General features: G+C 57.7%; 18 protein-coding genes and 1 tRNA gene. 15 read left to right on the plus strand and 4 right to left on the minus strand.

The features are described 5' to 3' along the window. Positions 1 to 7: 7 nt before the first annotated feature. Entirely contained in the window at positions 8 to 3,604 is a 3,597-nt protein-coding gene (locus tag I9182_RS08625; protein ID WP_209597947.1) for an adenylate/guanylate cyclase domain-containing protein, read from the minus strand. Positions 3,605 to 3,959: 355 nt separating this feature from the next. Next, positions 3,960 to 4,910 (minus strand): GlxA family transcriptional regulator, encoded by a 951-nt coding sequence (locus tag I9182_RS08630; protein WP_209597949.1) that lies wholly within the window; start codon positions 4,908 to 4,910, stop codon positions 3,960 to 3,962. A gap of 166 nt (positions 4,911 to 5,076) precedes the next feature. On the opposite strand from I9182_RS08630, the gene I9182_RS08635 reads away from it, so the two are divergent. The 4 genes from I9182_RS08635 to I9182_RS08650 are packed head-to-tail and all read left to right on the plus strand — an operon-like array spanning position 5,077 to position 9,551. Continuing rightward, positions 5,077 to 5,787, plus strand: a complete 711-nt coding sequence (locus tag I9182_RS08635) for a GntR family transcriptional regulator (protein ID WP_209597951.1) — start codon at positions 5,077 to 5,079, stop codon at positions 5,785 to 5,787. 7 nt (positions 5,788 to 5,794) lie between these two features. Next, positions 5,795 to 6,712, plus strand: coding sequence for a dihydrodipicolinate synthase family protein (locus I9182_RS08640; protein ID WP_209597953.1), 918 nt, complete (start codon positions 5,795 to 5,797; stop codon positions 6,710 to 6,712). Positions 6,713 to 6,717: 5 nt separating this feature from the next. Then, positions 6,718 to 8,214, plus strand: coding sequence for an aldehyde dehydrogenase (locus I9182_RS08645; protein ID WP_209597955.1), 1,497 nt, complete (start codon positions 6,718 to 6,720; stop codon positions 8,212 to 8,214). Next, on the plus strand, positions 8,211 to 9,551 hold the full coding sequence (locus I9182_RS08650; RefSeq protein WP_209597957.1) for an FAD-binding oxidoreductase: 1,341 nt from the start codon (positions 8,211 to 8,213) through the stop codon (positions 9,549 to 9,551). Before I9182_RS08645 ends, I9182_RS08650 begins: the two co-directional genes overlap by 4 nt. Positions 9,552 to 9,560: 9 nt before the next feature. Here I9182_RS08650 and I9182_RS08655 read toward each other — a convergent pair whose 3' ends face one another. Further along, positions 9,561 to 11,108 (minus strand): trimethylamine methyltransferase family protein, encoded by a 1,548-nt coding sequence (locus I9182_RS08655; protein WP_209597959.1) that lies wholly within the window; start codon positions 11,106 to 11,108, stop codon positions 9,561 to 9,563. A 228-nt stretch (positions 11,109 to 11,336) separates the two neighbouring features. On the opposite strand from I9182_RS08655, the gene I9182_RS08660 reads away from it, so the two are divergent. The 3 genes from I9182_RS08660 (at position 11,337) to I9182_RS08670 (ending at position 13,937) form a co-directional block, all read left to right on the plus strand. Beyond that, positions 11,337 to 12,803, plus strand: a complete 1,467-nt coding sequence (locus tag I9182_RS08660) for an NAD(P)/FAD-dependent oxidoreductase (protein WP_209597961.1) — start codon at positions 11,337 to 11,339, stop codon at positions 12,801 to 12,803. Next, positions 12,804 to 13,805 carry an alpha/beta hydrolase gene (locus tag I9182_RS08665; protein ID WP_209597963.1) on the plus strand — a complete coding sequence of 334 codons (1,002 nt, stop codon included), beginning with the start codon at positions 12,804 to 12,806 and terminating at the stop codon, positions 13,803 to 13,805. Positions 13,806 to 13,860: 55 nt separating this feature from the next. Further along, positions 13,861 to 13,937, plus strand: a tRNA-Met gene (locus I9182_RS08670). Positions 13,938 to 13,995: 58 nt separating this feature from the next. Here the strand turns inward: I9182_RS08670 and I9182_RS08675 are convergent. Beyond that, entirely contained in the window at positions 13,996 to 14,553 is a 558-nt protein-coding gene (locus I9182_RS08675) for a DUF2796 domain-containing protein (RefSeq protein WP_209597965.1), read from the minus strand. Between the two features lie 248 nt (positions 14,554 to 14,801). Here I9182_RS08675 and I9182_RS08680 point away from each other — a divergent pair, with 248 nt between their 5' ends. The 8 genes from I9182_RS08680 (at position 14,802) to I9182_RS08715 (ending at position 23,739) form a co-directional block, all read left to right on the plus strand. Continuing rightward, entirely contained in the window at positions 14,802 to 16,073 is a 1,272-nt protein-coding gene (locus tag I9182_RS08680; protein WP_209597967.1) for an imelysin family protein, read from the plus strand. Positions 16,074 to 16,166: 93 nt separating this feature from the next. Next, positions 16,167 to 16,460, plus strand: coding sequence for a (2Fe-2S)-binding protein (locus tag I9182_RS08685; protein ID WP_209597968.1), 294 nt, complete (start codon positions 16,167 to 16,169; stop codon positions 16,458 to 16,460). Further along, positions 16,408 to 16,893, plus strand: a complete 486-nt coding sequence (gene bfr, locus I9182_RS08690) for a bacterioferritin (RefSeq protein ID WP_209597970.1) — start codon at positions 16,408 to 16,410, stop codon at positions 16,891 to 16,893. The genes I9182_RS08685 and bfr overlap by 53 nt, the downstream gene beginning before the upstream one ends. Next, positions 16,853 to 18,400 carry a di-heme oxidoredictase family protein gene (locus I9182_RS08695; protein WP_209597971.1) on the plus strand — a complete coding sequence of 516 codons (1,548 nt, stop codon included), beginning with the start codon at positions 16,853 to 16,855 and terminating at the stop codon, positions 18,398 to 18,400. The genes bfr and I9182_RS08695 overlap by 41 nt, the downstream gene beginning before the upstream one ends. 3 nt (positions 18,401 to 18,403) lie before the next feature. Continuing rightward, the gene (locus I9182_RS08700; protein ID WP_209597972.1) at positions 18,404 to 19,414 is read left to right on the plus strand and encodes an imelysin family protein; all 1,011 of its coding nucleotides are present in this window, start codon (positions 18,404 to 18,406) and stop codon (positions 19,412 to 19,414) included. A 3-nt stretch (positions 19,415 to 19,417) separates the two neighbouring features. After that, positions 19,418 to 20,503, plus strand: coding sequence for a DUF1513 domain-containing protein (locus I9182_RS08705; protein WP_209597973.1), 1,086 nt, complete (start codon positions 19,418 to 19,420; stop codon positions 20,501 to 20,503). Positions 20,504 to 20,603: 100 nt separating this feature from the next. Continuing rightward, positions 20,604 to 22,493 carry a biosynthetic arginine decarboxylase gene (gene speA / locus I9182_RS08710; protein ID WP_209597974.1) on the plus strand — a complete coding sequence of 630 codons (1,890 nt, stop codon included), beginning with the start codon at positions 20,604 to 20,606 and terminating at the stop codon, positions 22,491 to 22,493. Positions 22,494 to 22,515: 22 nt separating this feature from the next. Continuing rightward, on the plus strand, positions 22,516 to 23,739 hold the full coding sequence (locus tag I9182_RS08715; protein ID WP_209597975.1) for a saccharopine dehydrogenase family protein: 1,224 nt from the start codon (positions 22,516 to 22,518) through the stop codon (positions 23,737 to 23,739). Positions 23,740 to 23,817 lie beyond the last annotated feature (78 nt).

Genomic DNA, 23,817 nt, shown 5'->3' on the forward strand with positions numbered 1-23,817 from the left:
CCGGGCCTTAACTGGCTACCCCTTCGAGCTTTGACTTAAGGGAAACCATACTCAATTTCTGTGATATTGCCAACGCTTCCCCTTCCAGTTGAAACGCCAGTTCAAAATCACTGGGGCGGCCCTGTTGTCTGAGTGCGGATGCATACGCTGCCTTGGAATGCGCAATCCAGGGCGGGCAACTCATCCGCGTGTCAATCTCGATGGCTTTTTGGAACATCTTCCCGGCAATTTCCCAGTCTTTCAGCACTGTTGCCAGGTTCCCCAGGCGTCGGGCTGCGGCACCTGTGCAGACTGTGGTTGCCCCTGCGGTGATCGTCAGGTCTTCGTAAGGTTGCAGCATGCCGTAAAGCGTCTGGGCATGATCCGGATGCCCGACTGCCACGCAGATGTCGGCAAGATAGGACAGAGTTGTTGAATACATGGCATCTGGCGGTAGGTCGAAGCCGTTTTCCGCCATTTCATTCAGTATTTTTTCGGCCGGTTCCGTGTACCCCAGCTCGGCCGCGATAAGGCCGAAACCCGGCTTCCACGAGATGTCTTCGGGGCTGTCGGTCATCAGTTTCTTGATCACAGGCGCGACCTCGTGCAGACGGTTCTGCTCGCGCCGGATGGTAAACATCTGAACGCCGAAAACACCCTCGACATGTTCCCCGTGCGTTTTTCGACCGATCTTGACTGCTTCGGTGGCGTGCTTTTCAGCCTGAACAAAGTCGCCTTCCATGATTGCAACCATGGCGCGTGCGTGTTTCTGAACCCAATAGAGTTGCAGATGATTGTCCTTTTCTGAAATCGCTGTCAGCAACTCGAGCGAGTTGTCCATCAGGTCACGGTCGGCCATTTCAGCGCCGACAAACAGGCTGAGCGTCCGGTCGCGGCCTTGGTCTATGGTGCCAAGCTTTTCTGCCACCCGATGCATGGCGTCCAGATTTTCACGCCAATGGCGCGCCTCTCGCCCGTTGCGCGCAACGAAGGGCGCCCCAAAATGCATCATCATTACCGAAAACTGGGATTTATGATCCCCAAGTTTCGCCGCCAGTTCCATGGATTGCTGACCAAAGCGGGTACCCTCGGAAAACTGGCCGACAAACATATACGCCCGTGCAAGTTGGCTCATCAACCGGCACCGCCTGACTTCGTCATTGTCTGACAGGTCTTTCAGTGCCTTGTCACAAAGGTCTATGGCCTCGTGATGTCGCGTGCTTGTCATCATGCACGAGTCAGCAAAATGATTGGCTGCATCGGCTGCCAGCTCCACGTCATGGAGTTTCCGGGCAGCTTTAGATGCACTTTTCAGAACTTCCATCGCCTCAGGCAACTGGCCCTGGCTGTCATGGCTGCGTCCGACAAGAATTTTGCCCCTGACCATCTCCGCACTGATTTCAGAGCCAAGTTTTTCCGCAGCCCTGAGTGTTTCCAGTGCATTGGCCATCGCTTCCTGGCTGGCTGACCGGGCCAACGCCATTTCCGCCGCAGCTTCCCATTTGTCGAATGCGGCGCGCCATTCTTCTGCTTCTGACAGATGGCGGGCCACCAGCTCGGGTCGGCGTTCGATTTCAGCTGATCGCATCGCGATCAGTGCTCGGGCAACGTCCGAATGTTGCTGCCTGCGGGTGGAACTTAACATGGATTGATACGCCGTATCGCGGATAAGGGCATGGCGAAACACGAAATGCCCGCGGTTGTTTCCGCTTTCAAAGATCAGTCCCGTTCGCGACAGTTCTTCAAGGCGAAGTTTGATATCCGCGCGTTCCAGCCCCATTGCGGCCTTTACCAAGTCTGGTTCAAATTCCCGCCCAATGACGGACCCCGTCAACGCAACCTGTTTGGCCTCGGGCGAAACTGCATCAAGCCGCGCCATCAAGGCGCCCTTCAGCGACGATGGTATGTGGACTTGTCCCTGCTCATCAGCATTTACGATTGCTTGGGTCAATTCTTCGACAAACAGGGGCACGCCGTCCGTTTTTTCGATGATCGTCGCGATCAAGGCATCGTCAGGGTCCTTGCCGGTGATATTGCGGACCAGATCCGAGACATCAGCAGAACCGAACCGGCGCAACAGGAGTGTTTGAACATGCGTGTCCCCGTCATCGCGGGCCAGGTCCCACCCAGGTCTGTGGGTCATCAGGATCATCAGGGGAAGATCGGTGCAAATCGCCTTGAACCGCTCCAGCAGGGCTTGCGTCGAGGGATCGATCCAATGTGCATCCTCAACACACAGAATAACCGGGCGCACGCCTGCCCGGACCTGCACCGTATGGATAAGGGTTTGGATCGTTATGTCGCGTTGCTCCTGCGGCGACATCTCGAGAACTTCACGAGCCGGCGCACTGCGCGGCGCAACCAGCGCTGCAAAGACAGGCAGAACCTGTTCCCAGTCCAGACCTTCCCGGCCTTCCAGCAGCTTCCTGACATGTTCCAGAATTTGATTGTCATCAAAATCCGGTTCAACGCCCGCATCCTGTGAAATTCGCTGGGTGACGGGATGAAAGGGGCTGCTGGTCAGATAAGGAGAGCAGTTCAGCCTTATCACGTCGGCCTGCCCGGTTGCCGTGACATCTGCAAGAAACCCCTCAGTCAGGCGCGATTTTCCTATTCCCGCCTCACCCGACAGCAGAACGACCTCACCATGACCGCTTTGGGCACGCTGCCACGATTGCAACAGGATCCCCTTTTCGTAATCCCGGCCGATCATGGTGCTGCTGGCGTCATCCTTATACGACGCGCGAAACCGGCTTTCCGCGCTGCGTTCCGATACGACCTTCAACAAGGTCCGAGGGTCTTTGAACCCTTTCAGCTGAGTTGGTCCAAGGGTCTCGAACTCGAATATCCGGTGCAAGGCGGCTTCGGTTTCTTCCGCAGACAAAACCACCGAGTTCGGCTGAGCGTGTTCCTGTATCCGCGCCGCAAGATTGACGGTCGGCCCGGTCATGGCACCTTCTTCATAAGAGTTTTCGCCGATAGTGTCGCCGACCACGACATCACCGCTGGCAATACCCAGCCTGGCCGACAAACGCTCGCCGTCAGGGGTGTTAAGCTCTTCAACGCGGCGGACGCACTCAAGCCCCGCCTTAATGGCGCGAATGGCGTGATCTTCATAGGCTGTTGGCCAACCGAAAAACACAAGAAGACCGTCGCCAAGGTATTTCGAGACATAGCCACCGTATCTGCTCACTGCCCCCGCGACGGTATCTTGATAGTTCTGTAGCAGATCCCGCATGTCTTCGGGATCAAAACGGTTGGTCAGCTCTGTCGAGCCGACCAGATCAGCGAACAACACTGTCAGATGACGCCGCTCAGCCGCAGGTGCGATGGGCTTTTTCGTTGGTGCAGCTTCACCATGCACATCATCAGCGGCGGATGGCTGAGTGTTCTCGCTGGTGGGCTCCCCTGCGGCAGGTGCTGATGAAGACAGGTGCCCAGAGCCAACCAAATCTTGAACCGCCGCAAGGATGATCTTCCGGTGACCAAAACTCACTCCTAGCTCTTTCAAGTCGTCACCCGTCAGCAGCGGCAGAACGCGCGCATCAATGTCGTTTTCCGCAAAAACATCTGCGTACTGACCCAGTCCGAGGTCGTTCAGCCACGTGTCCATTTCAACCGACATATCCGGATCATGCTGAGATACATCCGACTAATCAAGGAAGCGCTTTCAGCACGAACCGATTATCGTGACCGGATGTCGGCGTTTTGGCTGACGGAACATCCAGAGGCTTCAACCTGAGCTTTAAGTTAACAATAGATTAACGAAACAGGGCACAACAAACCTGTCGATGACAAGTTCTTGATATACTTATGCCAATATCGAGATTTATTGGTGGGTAATCCTGCCGATCTGTTGACTAGTCCAGTTTTAACGAGGGGGTATCTCGGCGGGATCAGGGGGTGCCAGGTCGGACCTGTTCAAGGTCAGCGGATCGCGGCACCCCCGTCGGCAGGTAGAAGCAGCAATCTATCCGATTTCAGTTGATCTTGTTGCGCTGCGCGTGCGGTGTGATGCCAAAACTGGACCGGTATACCCGAGAGAAATGTCCCGGATTTTCAAAACCACAGGCCACGGCGACCTCGGTGACCGACGCTTCGGTTTGCAAAAGCAGCTTCCGGGCCCGTTCCAGCCGCATTTCCATAAAGTACCGTTTGGGCGAAGTGTTGAGGTACTTGCCAAACAACCGTTCAAGTTGACGGGTGGAGATACCCAAATTGTCTGCAATGAAGGATGGTGAAACTGGAGTTTCCAGACTGTCCTGCATAATATCTATCGCCTTTGCCAGGTGAGCATTGCGCATTCCATTGCGCGATTGCAGCGAAACGCGCTGCTTGGCAGTCGCATTACGTACAGTGTTATAGACCATTTGATCCGCGACATCGGTGGCCAGCTCTTCGCCATGGTCTCGTTCGATCAGATGCAGCATCAGGTCTGCGGTCGCGGTTCCACCTGATGCCGTAATGTGTTTTTCGTCGGCGACAAAGACACTGCGCACAAGATTGACATCCGGAAACGCCTCCATGAACGCGTCGTGGTATTCCCAATGGATCGCTGCCTGCATACCATTGAGGAACCCGGCCTCGGCCAGCAGCCACGCCCCGGAACACAAGGCCCCGATCCGCGTTCCACGCGCGCGTTCGCGCCGCAGTGCGGCCAGAAGGGAACGGGTCACATGGTCACGCATGTGAATGCCCGACAAAACAAAGAGCTGATCGCACTTGGACAGTTCCTCAAGTCCGGAATGCACAAGGGTGACGGATCCATTGGAAGACACGGCCTGCTCGCCCTGTTCGGATACAAATGACCAACGATACAGCTCTTCGCCACTCACAAGGTTGGCGATTCTCAGCGGCTCGACCGCACAGGAAAAGGCGAGGTGCGAAAACTCCTCGACCAGGATGAAGGCGAAGTGCTGCGTCTGAGGCATGAGCAGAACCATTTCCAAACTGGGCCGACGCCCGAACGTGAGTCTATTTAGCAGACACTCATGCTGCACGAGATTTTTTTGTATACAAGTTGTATTTTTTCGAAATACAAAACTGTGACCTCCGCGATTCGAACGCGGCGGCCACAGGATATAGTGAGGCCAGAGGATGAAAGACGAAGCCAAGTCGCGCAAAACCGCGCTCAGAGAACACCTGAAGATGTCCATCCTGACTCTGCGCCTTCGTCCGGGCGACGATCTGGATGAGGCGCATCTGTCCGATGAATTCGGCTTGTCGCGCACGCCGCTGCGCGAGGTATTTCGACAGTTGGCTGGCGAAGGTTATCTGGATCTTCGGAAGAACCGCAGCGCTCGTGTTTCGGAAATGTCCTACACTACGCTGCGCGATTTCTTCCTTGCCGCACCGATGGTCTACGGGGCCATCCTGCGTCTGGCGGCAGTGAACGCGACTAACGTGCAAATCAGTGACCTGAAAGCGGCTCAGCACGCGTTCAAAGCTGCCCTTCATTCAGGGTCGGCCGAGGATCGCGCACTTGCCAACAACCGCTTTCATGACGTTACCGGAGAGATGTCCGGCAATGTCTACCTGCTTCCGTCATTCAACCGGCTGCTGATCGATCATGCACGGATTGGCATGACGTTTTATCGGCCGCAGACAGTTGAAATGTCCGAAAACCTGTCGCTGGCCAGCCAACAGCATGACGCGATCATCGCAGCCATCGAGGCACGCGATGAAGTTGAGGCGGCGAAACTGGCCGAGGATCACTGGAACCTGTCCCGGGATCAGATCGGGATGTTTGTGATGCCTGACGCACTGGATGTCCCAATGGGTATCCCGCCACTTTCGAAACCCGCATGAGGACGGAATGAACCCGATTTTCAAGTTCGAAGGGATATATACCCCTGTGATCACCCCCTATCACGACGATGGAAGCGTGAACTGGGACGCCCTGTCCGACGTGATCGAATACCTGATCGAAAATGGTGTGCACGGCCTGATTTCCGGCGGATCCACAGGTGAGAATTATGCCCAGACCGTGCCGGAGCGGCTGGAACTCGCCAAATTCACGCATAAACACCTGAAAGGGCGGTTGCCCTTGGTGGTTGGCACGGGCGCGATGCTGACTTCGGACTCGATAGCGCTGGCCGCGGGCGCGCGCGATATCGGCGCGGACGCCATCCTGTTGGCCAGCCCGCCCTACTCGGTACCGACGGATCGCGAAAACGCGCTGAATGCGCTGGCCATCGACAAAGCCGCCGACTTGCCGGTGATGCTCTACAACTATCCGCACCGTACCGGCACAATGATGGGGGAAGAGTTCCTTGACCGCGTGGGTCGCAGCCGAAATTTCTGCGGCATCAAGGAAAGCTCGGGCGATATCAACCGGGTGCATCTGTTGGCGCGGGATTATCCGCATATCCAGCTGGGCTGTGGAATGGACGACCAAGCACTCGAGTTCTTTGCCTGGGGCGCGCCGTTCTGGGTGTGTGGCGGGTCGAACTTCCTACCTGCCGAACATGTGGCTCTTTATCAGGCCTGCGTGGTCGAAGGGAATTTCACCAAGGGCCGCCGGATCATGTCTGCGATGATGCCGCTGATGCGGGTACTGGAACAGGGTGGCAAGTTCATCCAGACCATCAAGCATGGCGTCACGATGAACGGGATCGACGCAGGTATCATGCGGCCTCCGCTGAAGGGTCTGAACAAGGATGACAAGCGCGCGCTGGAACAGGTCACGTGCGTGCTGAAAAAGACAATCGCCGACATCGTGGCAGAGGGGTAAGAGACATGGATCTGTTGACACAGGACGAATACAAATCCATCGCCGCAGGCCTGACCCTGCCGACAGGTGCCTTTATCGACGGCGCATTCCGTCCGGCGATCTCAGGCCGGACCTTTGCGACAGTGAACCCTGCAACCGGTGAAAATCTGGCCGATATTGCATCTTGCGATGGGGCAGATGTGGATTTTGCGGTCGCGAAAGCTCGTGAGGCGTTTGACGATGGCCGATGGAGCAAACTGCATCCGTCTGATCGCAAGGATGTATTGATCAGGTTGTGCAAACTGATAACCCGCAACGCCCGTGAACTGGCCGTGATGGAAAGCATCGACAGCGGCAAGACGATCTTTGACTGCGAAACTGTTGATGTGCCCGAGACGATCCACTGCCTGAAGTGGCACGCCGAGGCGATTGACAAGATTTACGATCAGGTTTCGCCCGCCAGCGACGATCACATCGCCATGGTGGTGCGCGAGCCAATAGGCGTTGTGGGTTTGGTGCTGCCGTGGAACTTTCCGCTGCTGATGCTGGCATGGAAGATCGGGCCAGCGCTGGCGGCAGGCTGTTCTGTTGTTGTGAAACCGGCGATGGAAACCACTTTGACGGCCCTGCGCCTTGCCGAATTGGCGATGGAGGCCGGTTTGCCACGCGGTGTATTGAACATCGTTCCCGGTGGCGGGACCGAGGTGGGCGAACCCATTGGGCGGCACATGGATATCGACATGGTGTCCTTCACAGGCTCGACCGTGACCGGCAAACGCTTTCTGACCTATTCGGCGGAAAGCAACGCCAAAGAGGTGGTGCTTGAGATGGGTGGCAAGAACCCTGCCATCGTGATGAAGGATGCCGAAAACCTCGACCGGGTGGCGGCGCATATCGTCAATGGCGCATTCTGGAACATGGGGGAGAACTGCTCGGCCTCGTCACGCCTGATCGTGCATAAGAAAGTGAAGGCCGAGCTGCTGGAGCGCATCGCGCATCACGTCAAACAATGGAACACCGGCGACCCGCTCGACCCCGAAACCCGCATGGGCGCACTGGTGAGCGAAGACCACTACACCAAGGTTTGTGGCTATCTGGATCAGGCCGAGAACGTGGTGATCGGTGGCAAAGCGGACAACGGGTTTGTCGAGGCCACCGTGGTCGAAGTGCCCGGCAACGACGCTGCATTGGCGCGCGAGGAGATCTTTGGCCCTGTCTTGTCGGTAATTGAAGTCTCGGGCTTCGATGAAGCGATCCAGATCGCGAACGACACCGACTATGGCTTATGCGCCTCAATCTTCACGGCCAATGTCAAACGCGCCATACGTGGTGCGCGGATGATCCGCGCAGGCACCGTGACGGTGAACAGCTTCGGCGAAGGTGACATCACGACACCTTTCGGTGGTTACAAGCAGTCGGGTTTTGGGGGTCGCGATAACTCGATCCACGCGCATGACCAGTACACCCAGTTGAAAACCATCTGGATCGATCTGGCCGATGACGCGGATGAGGCCGTCGATTGAGTCGACATGACGCAAAAAGGCTACCCCGGCAGACAGGCCCGTCGGGTTGGAATGCGATTCTGCCGCCCCAAACACCTCTGGCGGTGCTGGAACGGAACCTGACCGCAGATATCACAATAGTTGGCGGCGGGTTTGCCGGGCTCAGCGCGGCGCGGCGGCTGCATCAATTGGATCCTTCCCTGAAAATCGTTCTGCTGGAAGCCGGCCGCTTCGCGGACAGCTCGGCAGGCCGAAATTCCGGGTTCATGATCGACCTGCCCCATGACTTGGCCTCGGACAACTACGCAGGCAAGGGATCGGACGCAGATCGCGCCACCATTGCGCTGAACCGCAAGGCGATTGCCTTTGCGACCGAAGTGGCCTTCGATTGCGGGCTGTCAAAGGAAATGTTCGACCCTTGCGGCAAATACAATGCCGCCGCCACCAAAGCGGGCGACGCGCATAACCGCGCCTTTGCCGCGCACCTGACCAAACTCGGCGAGCCGCATACGCTTTATGATCAGCAGCAGATGCAAGAGATCACGGGCAGCCCACACTATACCTCGGGGCTTTATGCGCCGGGGACAGTGATGATCCAGCCTGCGGCATATGTGCGAGCGCTGTCTGCCCGTCTGGCCGGGCAGATTGATGTGTTCGAGCGTTCACCCGTCACCGGTTTTGAGCATCAGGGCGCAGGCTGGGTGGTCTGCACCAACAAGGCCAAAGTCAGCACCGGGCGGATCATTCTGGCCAATAACGGTCATCTGGAAAGCTTTGGGTTCTACCAGCGGCAGTTGATGCACATATGCCTCTATGCCTCGCTCACAGCGCCGCTGACCGACGCACAGATCAAGACACTGGGCGGGCAGTCGCGCTGGTCGGTGACGCCAGCGAACCCGATGGGGACGTCAGTACGGCGCACTTCCGGCAGCTACGGGGATCGCATCCTGATCCGCACCTGCTCCAGCTTTCATCCAAAAATCGAGACCAGTCCAATGCGACTGCGCAATGCAGGCTGGGTGCATGACAGAAAGTTCAGGGAACGCTTTCCGCATCTGCCGGATGTGCAGATGGAACATCGCTGGGCCGGGATGCTTTGCCTCAGTCGCAATGGATCGGCTGCGTTCGGCGAGCTTAAGGACGGTGTCTACTCAGCCTGTTGCCAGAACGGTCTGGGCATTGCACGGGGAACACTGCAAGGCATGGGCGTCGCTGAACTGTTGTTGGACCAGCAGTCTGACATCGCCGATCATTTTCTGGCGCAACCGGACTTGCCGCGTTTGCCGCCCGAGCCATTCGCCTCGCTTGCCGCCAACAGCTATCTGATCTGGAAAGAGTGGCGGTCCGGTAAGGAATGAACTTGACCGTCAGTAAGTCTGGTTCAACTCATCCGCGGCCGGGATTTCCCTCTCGCGACGGGCGATATAGTCCAGAAGGGCGTCGTTCTTTGCCTCATCCAGCTTGGGTTCCTGATACTCGGCCAAAAGCTTCCTCGCGTAGTTAAGGGCTCGTTCGGTGATTTCAACTTCGCCTTCCGCCACCCATTGTTCGATCGAGTTGTTGTCAAACAGTTCGGGCATGAAGAAAGCCGTCTGAAAATTCTCCTGGGTGTGCGGATGCCCCAAATAGTGCCCGCCGGGACCCACATCCGGAATTGCGGCCAAGGCTTCGTCAAAATCATTCCATTTTGGCCCCTCTGCCATCCGATAGGCCATTGCGCATTGCTCTGCGTCCACAACAAACTTGGCGACCGAACAATGCATCCCCGCCTCGTTCCAGCCTGCCGAATGCCAGATGTAATGGGCCCCTGCATGCAGAACAGCGCCCAGAGTTGTGGCGGATTCGTACCCGGCCTGCGCGTCAAACGTCTTGGCCCCGCCCAGCGTGTTCGAAGTGCGCCATGGCACATCGTAATAGCGCGCCATCTGACCGATCATGAAATTCATCAGACTGATTTCAGGCGTCCCTGCCATCGGTGCACCGGATTTCATCGAAACGGTTGACAGGTAGTGCCCCCAGATCGCCGGACAGCCTTTGCGGATCACCTGCGTATAGGCCAGTGCCGAAAGCGCCTCGGCGGTCAGCTGTGCCACGGTAGCGGGAACCGATGCGGGCGTATTGGCACCGCCCAGAACGAAGGGCGAGCACAAAACCGGCTGGTTCCTGCGGCAGAAGGCACGCATTGCACCCAGCATGGTTTCATCCCAGACCAATGGGCTGTTGCCGTTGCAGTTGCCCGTTGTAACCGGGTGGTCATCAATGAACCCTTCGCCGAAAAGGATATCGCACATGTCCATCACGTCTTCGGCATTCCTGGGCGAGGTGGTCATGCCCATGAATGTTTTGTCCGAGTATTTCATCGACGAATAAGTGATGCGCAAGTGCCGCTGGCTGATCGGGTGGTCGTAAGGTTCGACGATATGATGGGCCGAGCTGTGCAGTGCGGGCATCATGTGCGACAGTTTGTGAAACATCGCCAGATCGTCCAGCGTCGGGTTACGGCGCACATCGTCCAGATCACGCAGAAACGGTGCTCCGGTCATCGGCACGAAGATCGAGTGCTTGCCGCCGAGAGCGAGGTTCTTTTGTGGATCGCGCGCGTGATAGGTGAATCGCGCCGGAATGGTCGTGATCAACTCGCGCACCATGTGGCGATCCAGAAAGACCAGCTCTCCGTCAACCTTCGCGCCCGCTTTCTTCCAGTCTTCCACTGCGGTCGGGTCGCGGAACTGGACACCGACGTTCTCCAGAATATCCATGGCGGCCTTGTCGATAAGCTCAACCTGGCTTCCGTTCATAACTTCGCAATGCGGGATGCCGCGGGTCAGACCCGGCAGCATGTCAAAGTTCGGCGCAGTGCGAAGAGCGCGGCGCGCGGAACGACCGCCGGCGCGTGCAAGCGTACGGGTCGACAAGGGGCAATCCTCCTGTTTTGAATCAGACTGAGGGAATTACTCCGCGTTTACCTCTCTGATTGCGATATGTGCTTGCAGGAAGCGACACTGCCCTGATGACGGAATTTCGCCACGCCTGTTCACGTAAGGTCGTTCGGTCATTTTATCTTGTGTGACCTACTTCACTGCCAATCACGTGCAGACATCTGCAACAAATATCCATAAAGTTGTTTCAGGAGGGCCGCTTCAATGCACCACACGACAGAGATGCTGATCATCGGTGCCGGGTTCTCAGGGCTGACGATGGCGCTTGAGGCGCGCAAACGCGGCATCAAAGATATCGCCATTCTGGAAAAGGCCGAAGATATCGGTGGCACGTGGCGCGAGAATACCTATCCTGGCGTCGCCTGTGATGTGCCGTCGCATCTGTATTCCATGGCGACTCACCCTAATCCGCACTGGAGCCGCGCCTATGCCGGTGGCGCAGAGATACAGGCATACCTGCAAAATGTCGCGCATCAGGAGGGGTTATATGATCTTTGCCACTTTGGGCAGGCGCTGAAATCGGCGAAATGGGATGGCACGCTTTGGCAGGTTGAAACCGTGGATGGCCAATTCTGGTCGGCCCGGTTTTTGGTCTCGGCCATCGGCGCCCTGCATCATCCCAGCATTCCGGATATTTCCGGCACCGAGAGCTTTCCCGGCCCCTGTTTTCATTCGGCCGAATGGGATCACACCGTCGATCTGACCGGAAAGCATGTGGCTGTTGTCGGCACCGGAGCGTCAGCCGTTCAGTTCGTGCCCGAGATTGCCAAGGTTGCGCGCCACGTCACCGTTTTTCAGCGCAGCGCGCCTTACGTCATGCCGCGCCCTGACGGCCCGATCGCGCCTTGGGTGCGCAAACTATATGCCTACCTTCCCCTGCTTCCGCGCATCCGGCGCAAACTGATTTTCATGTTCTTCGAGTTCCGCCACCGCGTGTTCAGGGGCGAGGAACGCGCGATGAACTTTGCTCTGAAGATGTGGCGAAAATCGCTGGAAGGCGCGATTTCCGACCCCGAAGAACGGCGCATTCTGACACCGGACTATCGAATTGGGTGCAAGCGCATTCTCAGTTCAAATGACTGGTACCCGGCGCTGGCCCGCGACAATGTCAGCGTCATTCCACACGGCGTGGCCAGTATCGATGGCAACTGCATCGTCGCGACAGATGGCTCCAGAACAGAGGCAGACGCGCTGATCTGGGGCACCGGGTTTCAGGTCACCAATGTCGTGGAAAGGTTGGATATCACCGGCACAGATGGGCTAACGCTGCGATCGGCTTGGGCAAACGGGATGTCTGCTCATCTGGGCACGGCGATAGCCGGTTTTCCCAACTTTTTCATCCTTCTGGGGCCTCATACCGGGCTTGGGCATAATTCGGTCGTATTGATGATCGAAGCCCAGGTCAGGCATATCGGCCGGGTTCTGAGCGAGATGCAGCACAAGGAACTGTCGGTAATCACCCCCGATGCGGTGAAACAGGCAGCCTTTACGCAGGAAATGCAGAACCGCCACGCGGACAGTGTCTGGCAGACCGGAGGCTGCACATCCTGGTACATTGATGCGGACGGGCAAAACACGACACTTTGGCCCGGAACAGTTGCCGAGTTTCAGAAACGCATGTCACAATCGGGATTGGAGCAATACAACCCCGTTAGGACCGGAGACAGCTAGATGACATTTTTTCTTAGCCTGATTGCGGCCTTTGCCGTCTTTCTTCTGGCCATGGCCCTGTGGACCCGGCGGATAACCCGTCAGGGGCTAAAAACCGTGCCGCAGATGGGCCAAATCGTGCCCGTACGGGGCGGCAGCATCCACTATGTGGAAAAGGGCAATCCGGACGCGCAGACGGTCGTTCTGATTCACGGTCTGGCTGGGCAGTTACAGCATTTTACCTACGCGTTGGTGGATCAACTGGCCGAGGATTTCCACGTCATCGCGCTGGATCGCCCCGGTTGCGGATATTCAACCCGGGATACGGCAGAGCTCGCACAATTGCCGCAGCAGGCCGCGATGATTGCTGAGTTTCTTGAAACCAAGGGTGTGGATCAGGTTGTGCTGGTGGGGCATTCTTTGGGAGGTGCGGTGTCGCTGGCGCTGGCTTTAGACCACCCCGAGCGGGTATCCGGCCTCGCTCTGTTGGCACCACTAACGCACAGGGTGCCCGAAACACCGGTGATCTTCAAACCTCTCGAGATCCGGACCAAATGGCTGCGCAGCCTGATTGCCAACACGATTGCGGTGCCCATGGCCTCAATAACGGCGCCGCACAGTCTGGGCGTGGCATTTGATCCTGAAACCCCACCAAATGACTTTCTGGACCGTGCGGGTGGTGCACTCGGGCTGCGCCCGTCGGCCTTTGTCACGGCCTCGCAGGACGTTATCGGGTTGGATGCCAGTTGCGATGCGCTGGTGGCCAGATACCCCGAGCTGTCGGTCCCCGGCGGGATATTGTATGGAAGTCAAGACGCGCTTCTGTCCCCTGCCCTTCACGGGCCGCCGATGGCCGAATATGGCCTGAGCTATGAAGAGCTTGACGGTCTGGGTCATATGATCCTGATCACAGAGCCGGAGATATGCGCCGCGTTTATCCGCAGAACGGTGGACACCACGATATTCCGTCAGACGCCCTTGCAGGACCCGGTGAAAGAGCCCGTGAAAGAATTCCCCGGTTAGGGCGATTTCCCTCTTGACCCTCCCCGGCCCCTCGCTTACATCGCCTCTCACTCACGGCGGAGTAGCTCAGTTGGTTAGAGCAGCGGAATCATAATCCGCGTGTCGGGGGTTCAAGTCCCTCCTCCGCTACCAAAATCCCCAGAGCATCAAACCGAAACACCACTTGTGGTTTTTCTTTTGATTTCAGCGCTCATCGATCCGGCGGAAGATCGAGATATGGTGCCGCACGTGTGATTTCGACAGCGTCCTGTACCCCGCCCGTATTCAAGTGGAGTTTCAGCTGGCCAGTCCCACTGAACCGCGCGAAATAGGCAAACTCGATCATGTTCAGCGCATTCATATCCTGACACTGAATGACATAGTCTGCCTGAAACTCCGAGTGACTCTCCGCCGTTGTGGAGCCTGTGACTGCGTTCGCCTCGCCACTCTGCCGTGTGGTCCCATATGTCAGAACCACATGGGCGGTCACCGTTGAGCACCCAGCTTCCGGCGGGGTTACGAACAGGTCCAGCGGGTCGGAAAGCTCTGACATTGCTATGGCCACACGCGTGCGGTTGTCATCGTTTTCAACCGGGGATTCGAACCCGACGATATCCATGCTGGGCACCCGGAGTGCCAACGAAAACCCGGTTTCAGAAAACACGATATCGATCTGGCCCGAACCGTGGTGATGAGGCGTGGAAACCTGCGTTGCTTGCGCTGCTAGTGCCGCAGGAAACAGGAATAAGGCCAGAACCACGCGCTTCATGAACAACAAACCACCTACCAAGAATCACTGGGATGATTTTAGCCCGAAACATGTACCGCGCAATGTGATCCGCCGAATCATACCCCCGCCAGATATGGGGATGGCGACCATCAGGTCAGCAGCTCCTTTTTCCGACAAAAAAACTCAGGTTGACAATGTTGACTTTTTAACTCAGTTATTTCAACAAAAGCCGCCGCGGTAACAAACCCGCCTGATTTGACAGTTCAGACAAGAAAGTAACGACCCCTATGACCAAGTTGTTTGCAACAGCCAGCGCTTTGACATTTGCGACAGCCACTTTTGCTTTTGCCGGTGATGTGCCGACAAAAGCGGATATTCTGGAAACCTATGCCGATATTGCCGAAGCCAAGTATGACGACAGCCTGACTGCGGCAAAGGTTTTGCGGGACGCAGTCGGTGCGCTGATTGCCGAACCCTCGGACGCGACCCTGACTGCGGCACGGGCAGCATGGGTTGCAGCGCGTGTGCCTTATCAACAGACCGAAGTTTATCGTTTTGGCAATGCAATCGTTGATGACTGGGAAGGCAAAGTAAACGGTTGGCCGCTGGATGAAGGTCTGATTGATTACGTCGACGCGGCCTATGGTGGTGCGACGGATGAGAACGAATTTGCGGTTCTGAATGTCATCGCCAACCCCAGCTTCGAACTGTCGGGCGAAACCATTGACGCCAGCGAGATTACTCCGGAACTGCTGAGCGAAACCCTGCACGAAGCTGATGGTATCGAAGCCAACGTCGCGACAGGATATCACGCTATCGAGTTCCTGCTGTGGGGGCAGGACATGAATGGACACGGGGCAGGTGCAGGCAACCGTCCGGCAACCGATTATGCAAACGGCGATGCCTGCACCGGTGGCAATTGCGACCGTCGTACCCAGTATCTGAGCGCCGCAACCGACCTGCTGGTCAGCGACCTGAGCTGGATGGCGGACCAGTGGAAGCAAGGCGGCGCGGCGCGCGCGGCGCTGATGGAAAACGAAACTGGGGGTGTCAGTGCGATCCTGACCGGTATGGGTTCACTGTCCTACGGTGAACAAGCGGGTGAGCGGATGCGTCTGGGCCTGATGCTGAACGACCCGGAAGAAGAACATGATTGCTTTTCGGACAACACCCACAACAGCCATTACTACGACGGGCTGGGCGTTCAGAACGTCTATCTGGGCAGCTATACCCGTATCGATGGCGCACCTGTATCGGGCGCATCGCTGGCCGATCTGGTAATCGCAACCGACCCGGCACTGGACGCCGAGATGAAGGCGAAACTGGCCGTCACGATGCAAGCCCTTGGCAGGATCAAATCGACCGCGGAAGCAGGATTTGCCTATGACCAGATGCTGGAACGCGGCAACGAAGGCGGTGAAACCCTGATCATGGCCGGCGTCAACGGCCTGATCGACCAGACCAAAACAATCGAGCGCATCGTGACCGCACTGGAACTGGACCAGATTGAATTTGAAGGATCAGACAGTCTGGATAACCCCGACGCGGTATTCCACTAAACAAGAACGCGCGCCGGGGGCTAGCCTGCCCCCGGCACACTCAACACGCTGACCCGCCAGCCCTTTGAACCACACAAACCCAAGCCAACATTCATGATTGTCTGCCACTGCACCAACATCTCGGACCACGACATCCGCTCCGCCATCGACTGGATGCGAAAAGCCGACCCCCGAACCATCATCACTCCCGGCAAGGTTTACCGTGCTCTTGGAAAATCAGCGGATTGCGGCGGATGCATGCCTCTGTTTCTGGACATGATGCGGTCAAGCGATAATCTCGAAGTACCCATGCAACTCCGCGCCCTGCGCGCGGCAGTATCACAGGAGAGTGCAGATGAAGGGCGATCCAAAAGTCATCGAATATCTCAACAAATCTCTGCGGCATGAACTGACTGCTGTCAGCCAATACTGGCTGCATTACCGGTTGCAGGAAGACTGGGGGCTTGGCCACATGGCCAAGAAAAGCCGCGAGGAAAGCATCGAAGAGATGGGCCACGCGGACAAGCTGATCGAACGGATCATCTTTCTGGAAGGCCACCCCAACCTTCAGAAGCTTGACCCGCTTCGGATCGGTCAAACACCAAAGGAAACGCTGGAATGTGACCTTGCGGCCGAGATCGATGCACGGGCCCTGTACAAGGAAGCGCGCGAATACTGTCGGGATGCCGGCGACTATGTCTCGATGTCGCTGTTCGAAACGTTGATGTCCGATGAAGAGGGCCATATCGACTTTCTCGAAACGCAGCTCGACCTCTATGAAAGGATCGGCGAGGCCAATTATGCGCAACTCAACGCATCGAAAATGGACGAAGGCGAGTAGCCTTGTCGCCCTGTCGGTGGTGGCCTTCGCGGCTACCCCTTCCCTGTCAGCCGAACTGCAGGATCTGCATCTGAACGTCACCCCCCGCACTGACGATGAACGCGCCCGGATTGCCGTTGTCACAGCACCCCCTCAGGATTTCAGCGCACCGCAGCAGTTTGAAGAACTGCCCGCCGGGGCCGCGACTGTTCGGGTCCGTACGGACGCGGATGCGTTCTCGCAACCGTTAGACAACCTGAGCTTTGAACAGGAGCTGAACTTCAAAGTCGGAAACGGACTGTTCAAGAAGGTCTGGGTTTCGTCGCCCTCATCAACGCTCGCCTCTGACGGGTTGGGGCCGCTCTATAACGCGCGGTCGTGCCAGCGCTGCCACATCAAGGATGGGCGCGGACACACGCCAAACGGGCTCGATGACAACGCAGTTTCGATGTTTCTGCGGGTCTCGATCCCAGGCACGTCGGAAGACGGTTATGCAGCGATCGAAGATTACATCGCCACTGTGCCCGAGCCCACCTATGGTGGACAGATGCAGGATTTCGCACTGGCAGGTCATCCAGCGGAATACCGGCTGGACATCTCGTACGAAGAAATCCCGGTAGAGCTTTCTGACGGTGAAACCGCCTCACTACGCCGCCCGACTTATCAGGCAGCCGATCTGGGTTATGGCCCGCTGCACCCGGACGCGATGCTAAGCCCACGGGTCGCGCCGCAGATGATCGGGCTTGGCCTTTTGGAAGCGATCCCGGTCGAAGACCTGCTTGCCAGGGCCGACCCGGACGATTTGGATGGGGACGGCATATCGGGCCGCCCGAATATCGTCTGGTCGGTCGAGTTTGACACGCCGATGATGGGCCGGTTCGGTCACAAGGCGGGGATGCCGACAGTTATGGAACAATCGGCTGCTGCTTTTGCCGGGGATATCGGCATATCGAACCCGCTCTACCCTGTTCCGCACGGGGATTGCACCAATGTGCAGGTGAACTGCATCAAAGCCCCGCACGGCGACAATGATGAGCGCGGCTTTGAGATCGATCATCAGGGTATGGACCTGGTCGCTTTCTACAGCCGCAATCTGGGGGTGCCGGGTCGCCGCGACGTGGATAGCCCCAAGGTGTTGCGCGGGAAAGAGGTATTTCATGCGACCGGCTGCGCGTCATGCCACACACCGTCACATGTCACTCATCGGATGGAAGATCGGCCCGAGCACAGTTTTCAGCTGATTTGGCCCTACACCGACCTGTTGCTGCATGACCTGGGCGAAGGTCTGGCCGACAATCGCCCCGAGGCCCGAGCGACAGGCCGGGAATGGCGCACGCCGCCTTTGTGGGGCGTTGGCCTGACGAAACGCGTCTCGGGCCACACAGAATTTCTGCATGACGGGCGGGCGGGCACCTTGCTTGAAGCAATCCTGTGGCATGGCGGTGAAGCGCAGGCTACCCGCGACACCGTTGTCTCGATGCCCAAGGCAGACCGTGACGCCCTGATCCAATTTCTGGAGAGCCTCTGACCCATGCGAGTTTTTACCCTTGTTGCAGCGTTGATCATGCCACTTGCCGCGCAGGCACAGGATCGCGCGCCGATCCTGATGGATGTGACTGAAACCCATATCGTGCCCCGGTTCGACACGCTCCCGGAAACGACGGGCGCGCTGGTCAGCGCATCACTGATTGAGTGCGATCCGACCTCACCGGCGCTGCGCGCGGCCTACGATGCGGCTTTCGATAGCTGGATATCCGCCAGCCACCTGCGGTTTGGTCCGACCGAGATCGATGACCGCGCTTTCGCCATGGCTTTTTGGCCCGACACGAAAGGGTTCACATCCAAAGCGCTATCCCTGCATATCGAAGCTCAGGATGATGCCGTGCAAAGCCCGGAGGCCTATGCCGAAACGTCCATAGCAGGGCGCGGGTTCTTTGCCCTCGAACGGATGTTGTTCGATCCCAATTACGCGGAACAGGGCAATGCCGAATATCGCTGCGCGCTGATCAGGGCGATCACGGCGGATATCGATGCCAATGCCCGCGCGATGGCGCAGGACTGGCACAGCTATGCCCCAAGCCTTACCCTGCCCGGAGAGAACAGCCGTTACCGGACCCAGGACGAAGCGATGCAGGAGTTGTTCAAGGCCCTGTCTACCGGTCTTGAGTTCACGGCGGACACTCGGCTGGGTCGCCCCATGGGGACATTCGACCGCCCCCGTCCGAACCGGGCCGAAGCGTGGCGGTCCGGGCGGTCTTTGCGCCATGTGGAACTTTCGCTGATATCCTTGCGGGATTTAGCCGCACGGCTGTCTTTTGATCACGCCGAAATCGCGTCGGAACTGGATGCAGCGTTTGCACGTGCCATCCAGAACGCTCAATCCATTGACGATCCCTCGCTGGCCGGGGTTTCAGATCCCCAGGCCCGGTTCCGGATCGAGGCCCTTCAACAGTCGATCCACGATATCCGCACCATCGCCGTGACCAAGCTGGGTCCGACATTGGGGATCAGCGCAGGATTCAACGCGCTGGACGGAGATTAACCCATGACGTCGCGCCGCCATTTTCTTGCCGGTCTTGCCGCAGCCGCGATTTCCCCGGTCCGCGGGTGGGCCTCGGTAGGAGCGCCCGATTTTCTAGCCGCGGGGCTGTTCCCCGACGGGTCCTTTCGACTTGTCGGTTTAAGCACGTCGGGCGAGCTCGTGTTCTCCGTGCCTCTACCCGGACGCGGACATGCGGCCGCTGCCCACCCGCACAAGGCCTTAGCGGTCGCGTTTGCCAGGCGTCCGGGCACTTTTGCCATCGTCGTCGATTGCGCAACCGGCGCGCAGATTGCGCAGCTAAAGGCCACTGAAAGCCGCCACTTCTATGGGCACGGCACATTCTCGGCGGATGGCGCCTATCTTTATGTCACCGAAAACGACTACGAAGCCGGGACAGGTATTATCAGTGTCTGGGACGCTAAAAGCTTTTCGCGTCTGGGTGAGTTTTCATCTGGTGGAATAGGCCCGCATGACGTGCGCCTGATGCCCGACGGGGAAACGCTGGTGATTGCCAATGGCGGGATCGAAACCCACCCCGAAACCGGGCGCACAAAGCTGAACCTGCCGACGATGGCACCCAACCTGAGCTATCTCACCCTGTCGGGCAGTATCCAAGAGCAGGTGTCGTTACCTCACGAGCTTCACAAGAACTCGATCCGCCATCTGGCCGTGCGGCGTGACGGTCTGGTTGGTTTTGCCATGCAATGGCAGGGCAGCAAGTCCGACCATCCGCCCCTGCTGGGCCTGCATCGTCATGGTGAAGCCCCGCGCCTGCTTGCGGCACCGGATCACGAACAAAGCATGTTGCAGGGATACGCTGGCAGCATCGCGTTTTCAGCCGACGCCGAGACGATCGCAATAACCTGTCCGCGCGGCAATGCGCTGCACCAGTTTGACACAACCAGCGGCACATTCACCGGCGCCTTCACGGTTGAGGATGTCTGCGGGCTTGGAGCCGGAGCGGCCGGGTTGGTCTTTACCACAGGAACAGGCGCTTTCGGGACATTGACGGGCGCGCGCCCAGCTGTTCGAACCCGCGCCGAATGCCAATGGGACAATCATCTGATACCGACCCACCCGTCCGCGTAAAATTCGGAATCCCCAATCAGATAGTTTACACTTGGAAGAATCAAACTGCTGCCGTATTGGCGGGCGCGAAACTGGCACCCTATGTTAAGGACTGACTTGATTGAAACAGACGCCCGACGCACCGCATTCCATATACGGAGTTGAGAAATGGGGCAAAGGCCTCATCGAGGTGACCGAACAGGGCGAGATCGGTCTGCGCAATCCCATGGCCCCCGAGGCAGCGGCGATCAGCCTGCCCGGTATCCTCAGTGATCTGGACGACCGCGGCATCAAGGCACCGATGGTCCTGCGCGTCGCGTCTTATCTAGAGCACGAAATCGCCCACCTGAATGAGAGCTTTCATGATGCGATTGCGCGCGTGGGCTACAAAGGCAGCTATCGCGGTGTATTCCCGATCAAGGTGAACCAGCAGGCGCAGGTTGTTGACCGGATCGTCGAGTTTGGAAAGAAATACAATTATGGGCTCGAGGCCGGATCCAAACCCGAACTGGTGATTGCGCTGGCGCATCGTCTGGCCCCCGAAGCACTGATCGTGTGTAACGGTGTCAAGGATGCCGAATTCATCCAACTGGCGATTCTAAGCCGCAAGATCGGGTTCAACACGGTCATCGTTCTGGAAAGCCCGAAAGAGGCCGACACGGTAATCGAAGTTTACAACGAACTGGGCATCGAGCCCCTGATCGGTGTTCGGGTGAAACTGACCAACCAGATCAGCGGCAAATGGGAAGAAAGCTCGGGCGACCGCTCGGCTTTTGGGATGAACACCGATCAGCTTATCGCCACGGTAGACAAGCTGAAAGACGCAGGCTTGCTGCACTGCCTCAAGCTGCAGCACTCGCATCTGGGCAGCCAGGTTCAGGATGTCAACGATGTGCGCCGTGCTGTCGGCGAAGCCTGTCGCTATTACACCGAGCTTACACGCGAAGGCGTGCCATTGACCCACCTGGATCTTGGCGGCGGCATGGGGGTTGATTACACCGGCGAAAAGAAAGCCGCAGAAAACTCGATCAACTACACGGTCGAAGAATACTGTGCCAATGTCGTCGAAACCGTGGCCTACGCCATGGACGAAGCAGAGGTGGGCCACCCGACACTGGTCACGGAAAGTGGGCGTGCGGTGGTAGCAACGTCCTCGATGCTGGTCTTCAACGTGCTCGAAAGCACGCTTTACGATGCGCCCAATGGCCCCGAGGTTGAAGCCGACGATCACCACATGGTTTCAGACCTTGCTGCGGTGCATGGCTATCTCAGCAAAGACCGTCTTCAGGAATGCTGGAACGACGCCACCTTTTATCGTAACGAGCTACGCGCCCTGTTTCGTCGCGGCTACGTCGACCTGCGTCAGATGGCCCGGGCCGAACGGATATACCTGTCGCTGATGGCGCGGCTCAAGGCCTTGGCCGCGTCAGAGGATCTGGAAACGGACCTGAATGACCAGCTTGAAAAGGTTGCTGACATCTATCACTGCAACTTCTCGCTGTTCCAGTCGCTGCCAGATGTCTGGGCCATCGACCAGCTGCACCCGATCGTGCCACTGCAATCTCTGAACCAGATCCCCGACCGTCGCGCCGTGCTGTCCGACATCACCTGCGACAGCGACGGCAAGATCGACCGGTTCATTCTGGCCGACGGTGTTTCCCCCAGCCTGCCGGTGCATTCCCTGCCCGAAGACGACGAATACTTCATGGGTGTCTTTTTCGTTGGCGCCTATCAGGAAACGCTGGGCGATCTACACAATCTCTTTGGTGACACCAACGTGGTCACCATTGACCTGCGTCGGGACGGTGGCTTTGACCTGCTACACGAACAAGAGGGCGACACGATCAGCCAGGTTCTGTCATATGTCGAATTCGACCCTCAGGATTGCGTCGCCGCCTTCCGCAAAATGGTGGATGAGGCGATTTCGACCGGCACCCTGAATGCCAAAGACCGCAAAACCCTGATGAGCGCTTACCGCGAGTCGATCAACGGTTACACCTATTACGAATAACCCCTGAGAGGAGATCACCCCCATGGGAACTTTGAGTGGCAAAACACTGGTTGTCGGCGCGGGCGGCGTATCCCACGCTGCTGTGCACAAGATGGCGATGAATTCGGATATCTTCACCGAAATCACGCTGGCCAGCCGCACGAAATCTAAATGCGACGCCATCGCCAGATCGGTGAAAAACCGTGTGGGCGTTGATATCGCGACCGCCGAACTGGACGCCTACAAGGTCGAAGACACAGTAAAGCTGATCAAGGAAACCGGTGCTGAAATCCTCGTAAACCTCGCCCTGCCCTATCAGGATCTGGTGCTGATGGACGCATGCCTTGAGGCGGGCATTCATTACCTTGACACCGCGAACTATGAGCCCGAGGACGAGGCGAAGTTCGAATACCACTGGCAGTGGGCCTACAAGGAGCGGTTCAAGGCGGCCGGCCTGACCGCCATCCTTGGTTCGGGCTTCGATCCCGGTGTTACATCGGTCTTTGCCAAATGGTTGAAAAAGCACAAGCTGGACACCATCCGCCAGATCGACGTGCTTGATGCCAATGGTGGTTCGAACGATCAGGAATTTGCCACCAACTTCAACCCCGAAATCAACCTGCGCGAAGTGCTGGCCGAAGTGCGCCACTGGGAAGGTGGCGAATGGAAGCACTCTCCCGCCATGACCCACAAGGTCGAATTCGACTTCCCCGCCATCGGCCCCAAGAACATGTACCTGATGTATCACGAGGAACTGGAGTCTCTCAGCACTCACTTCCCCGAGATCGAGCGCGCCCGCTTCTGGATGACCTTCGGTGACGCCTACATCACCCACGCCAAGGTTCTGGAAAATGTCGGCATGACCCGCATCGACCCGGTGATGCATGACGGCAAGGAAATCATCCCGATCCAGTTCCTGAAAACCCTCCTGCCCGATCCCGGTGATCTGGGCGCGGAAACCAAGGGTAAGGCCTGCATCGGCGATATCGCCACAGGTCAGGCCAAGGATGGCTCGGGCGAAAAGACCTATTACATCTACAATATCTGCGATCATCAGGAGTGCTACGCGGAAGTCGGCAGCCAGGCTGTCAGCTACACCACCGGTGTCCCCGCCATGATCGGCGCGGCGCAGGTGCTGAAAGGCAACTGGACCGAGCCCGGCGTTTGGAACATGGAACAACTCGACCCGGACGACTTCATGGCCATGCTGAACGAACATGGCCTGCCGTGGCAGGTCCATGAACTCGATGGCCCGGTCACCTTCTGATCCGCTTCAGCTTCATCTGGCCCTAAATATCCCGGGGGTCCGGGGGCAGCGCCCCCGGCCTCTCCACCAAACGGAGAC

It is taken from the genome of Ruegeria sp. HKCCSP351 (assembly GCF_017872535.1).
Taxonomy (GTDB): domain Bacteria; phylum Pseudomonadota; class Alphaproteobacteria; order Rhodobacterales; family Rhodobacteraceae; genus Ruegeria.

Bases quoted from the DNA above. Each gene is read 5' to 3' on its own strand.
- I9182_RS08625 (WP_209597947.1), bottom strand. From the start codon at position 3,604: ATGTCGGTTGAAATGGACACGTGGCTGAACGACCTCGGACTGGGTCAG.
- I9182_RS08630 (WP_209597949.1), bottom strand. From the start codon at position 4,910: ATGCCTCAGACGCAGCACTTCGCCTTCATCCTGGTCGAGGAGTTTTCG.
- I9182_RS08635 (WP_209597951.1), top strand. From the start codon at position 5,077: ATGAAAGACGAAGCCAAGTCGCGCAAAACCGCGCTCAGAGAACACCTG.
- I9182_RS08640 (WP_209597953.1), top strand. From the start codon at position 5,795: ATGAACCCGATTTTCAAGTTCGAAGGGATATATACCCCTGTGATCACC.
- I9182_RS08645 (WP_209597955.1), top strand. From the start codon at position 6,718: ATGGATCTGTTGACACAGGACGAATACAAATCCATCGCCGCAGGCCTG.
- I9182_RS08660 (WP_209597961.1), top strand. From the start codon at position 11,337: ATGCACCACACGACAGAGATGCTGATCATCGGTGCCGGGTTCTCAGGG.
- I9182_RS08665 (WP_209597963.1), top strand. From the start codon at position 12,804: ATGACATTTTTTCTTAGCCTGATTGCGGCCTTTGCCGTCTTTCTTCTG.
- I9182_RS08675 (WP_209597965.1), bottom strand. From the start codon at position 14,553: ATGAAGCGCGTGGTTCTGGCCTTATTCCTGTTTCCTGCGGCACTAGCA.
- I9182_RS08680 (WP_209597967.1), top strand. From the start codon at position 14,802: ATGACCAAGTTGTTTGCAACAGCCAGCGCTTTGACATTTGCGACAGCC.
- I9182_RS08685 (WP_209597968.1), top strand. From the start codon at position 16,167: ATGATTGTCTGCCACTGCACCAACATCTCGGACCACGACATCCGCTCC.
- bfr (WP_209597970.1), top strand. From the start codon at position 16,408: ATGAAGGGCGATCCAAAAGTCATCGAATATCTCAACAAATCTCTGCGG.
- I9182_RS08695 (WP_209597971.1), top strand. From the start codon at position 16,853: ATGCGCAACTCAACGCATCGAAAATGGACGAAGGCGAGTAGCCTTGTC.
- I9182_RS08700 (WP_209597972.1), top strand. From the start codon at position 18,404: ATGCGAGTTTTTACCCTTGTTGCAGCGTTGATCATGCCACTTGCCGCG.
- I9182_RS08705 (WP_209597973.1), top strand. From the start codon at position 19,418: ATGACGTCGCGCCGCCATTTTCTTGCCGGTCTTGCCGCAGCCGCGATT.
- I9182_RS08715 (WP_209597975.1), top strand. From the start codon at position 22,516: ATGGGAACTTTGAGTGGCAAAACACTGGTTGTCGGCGCGGGCGGCGTA.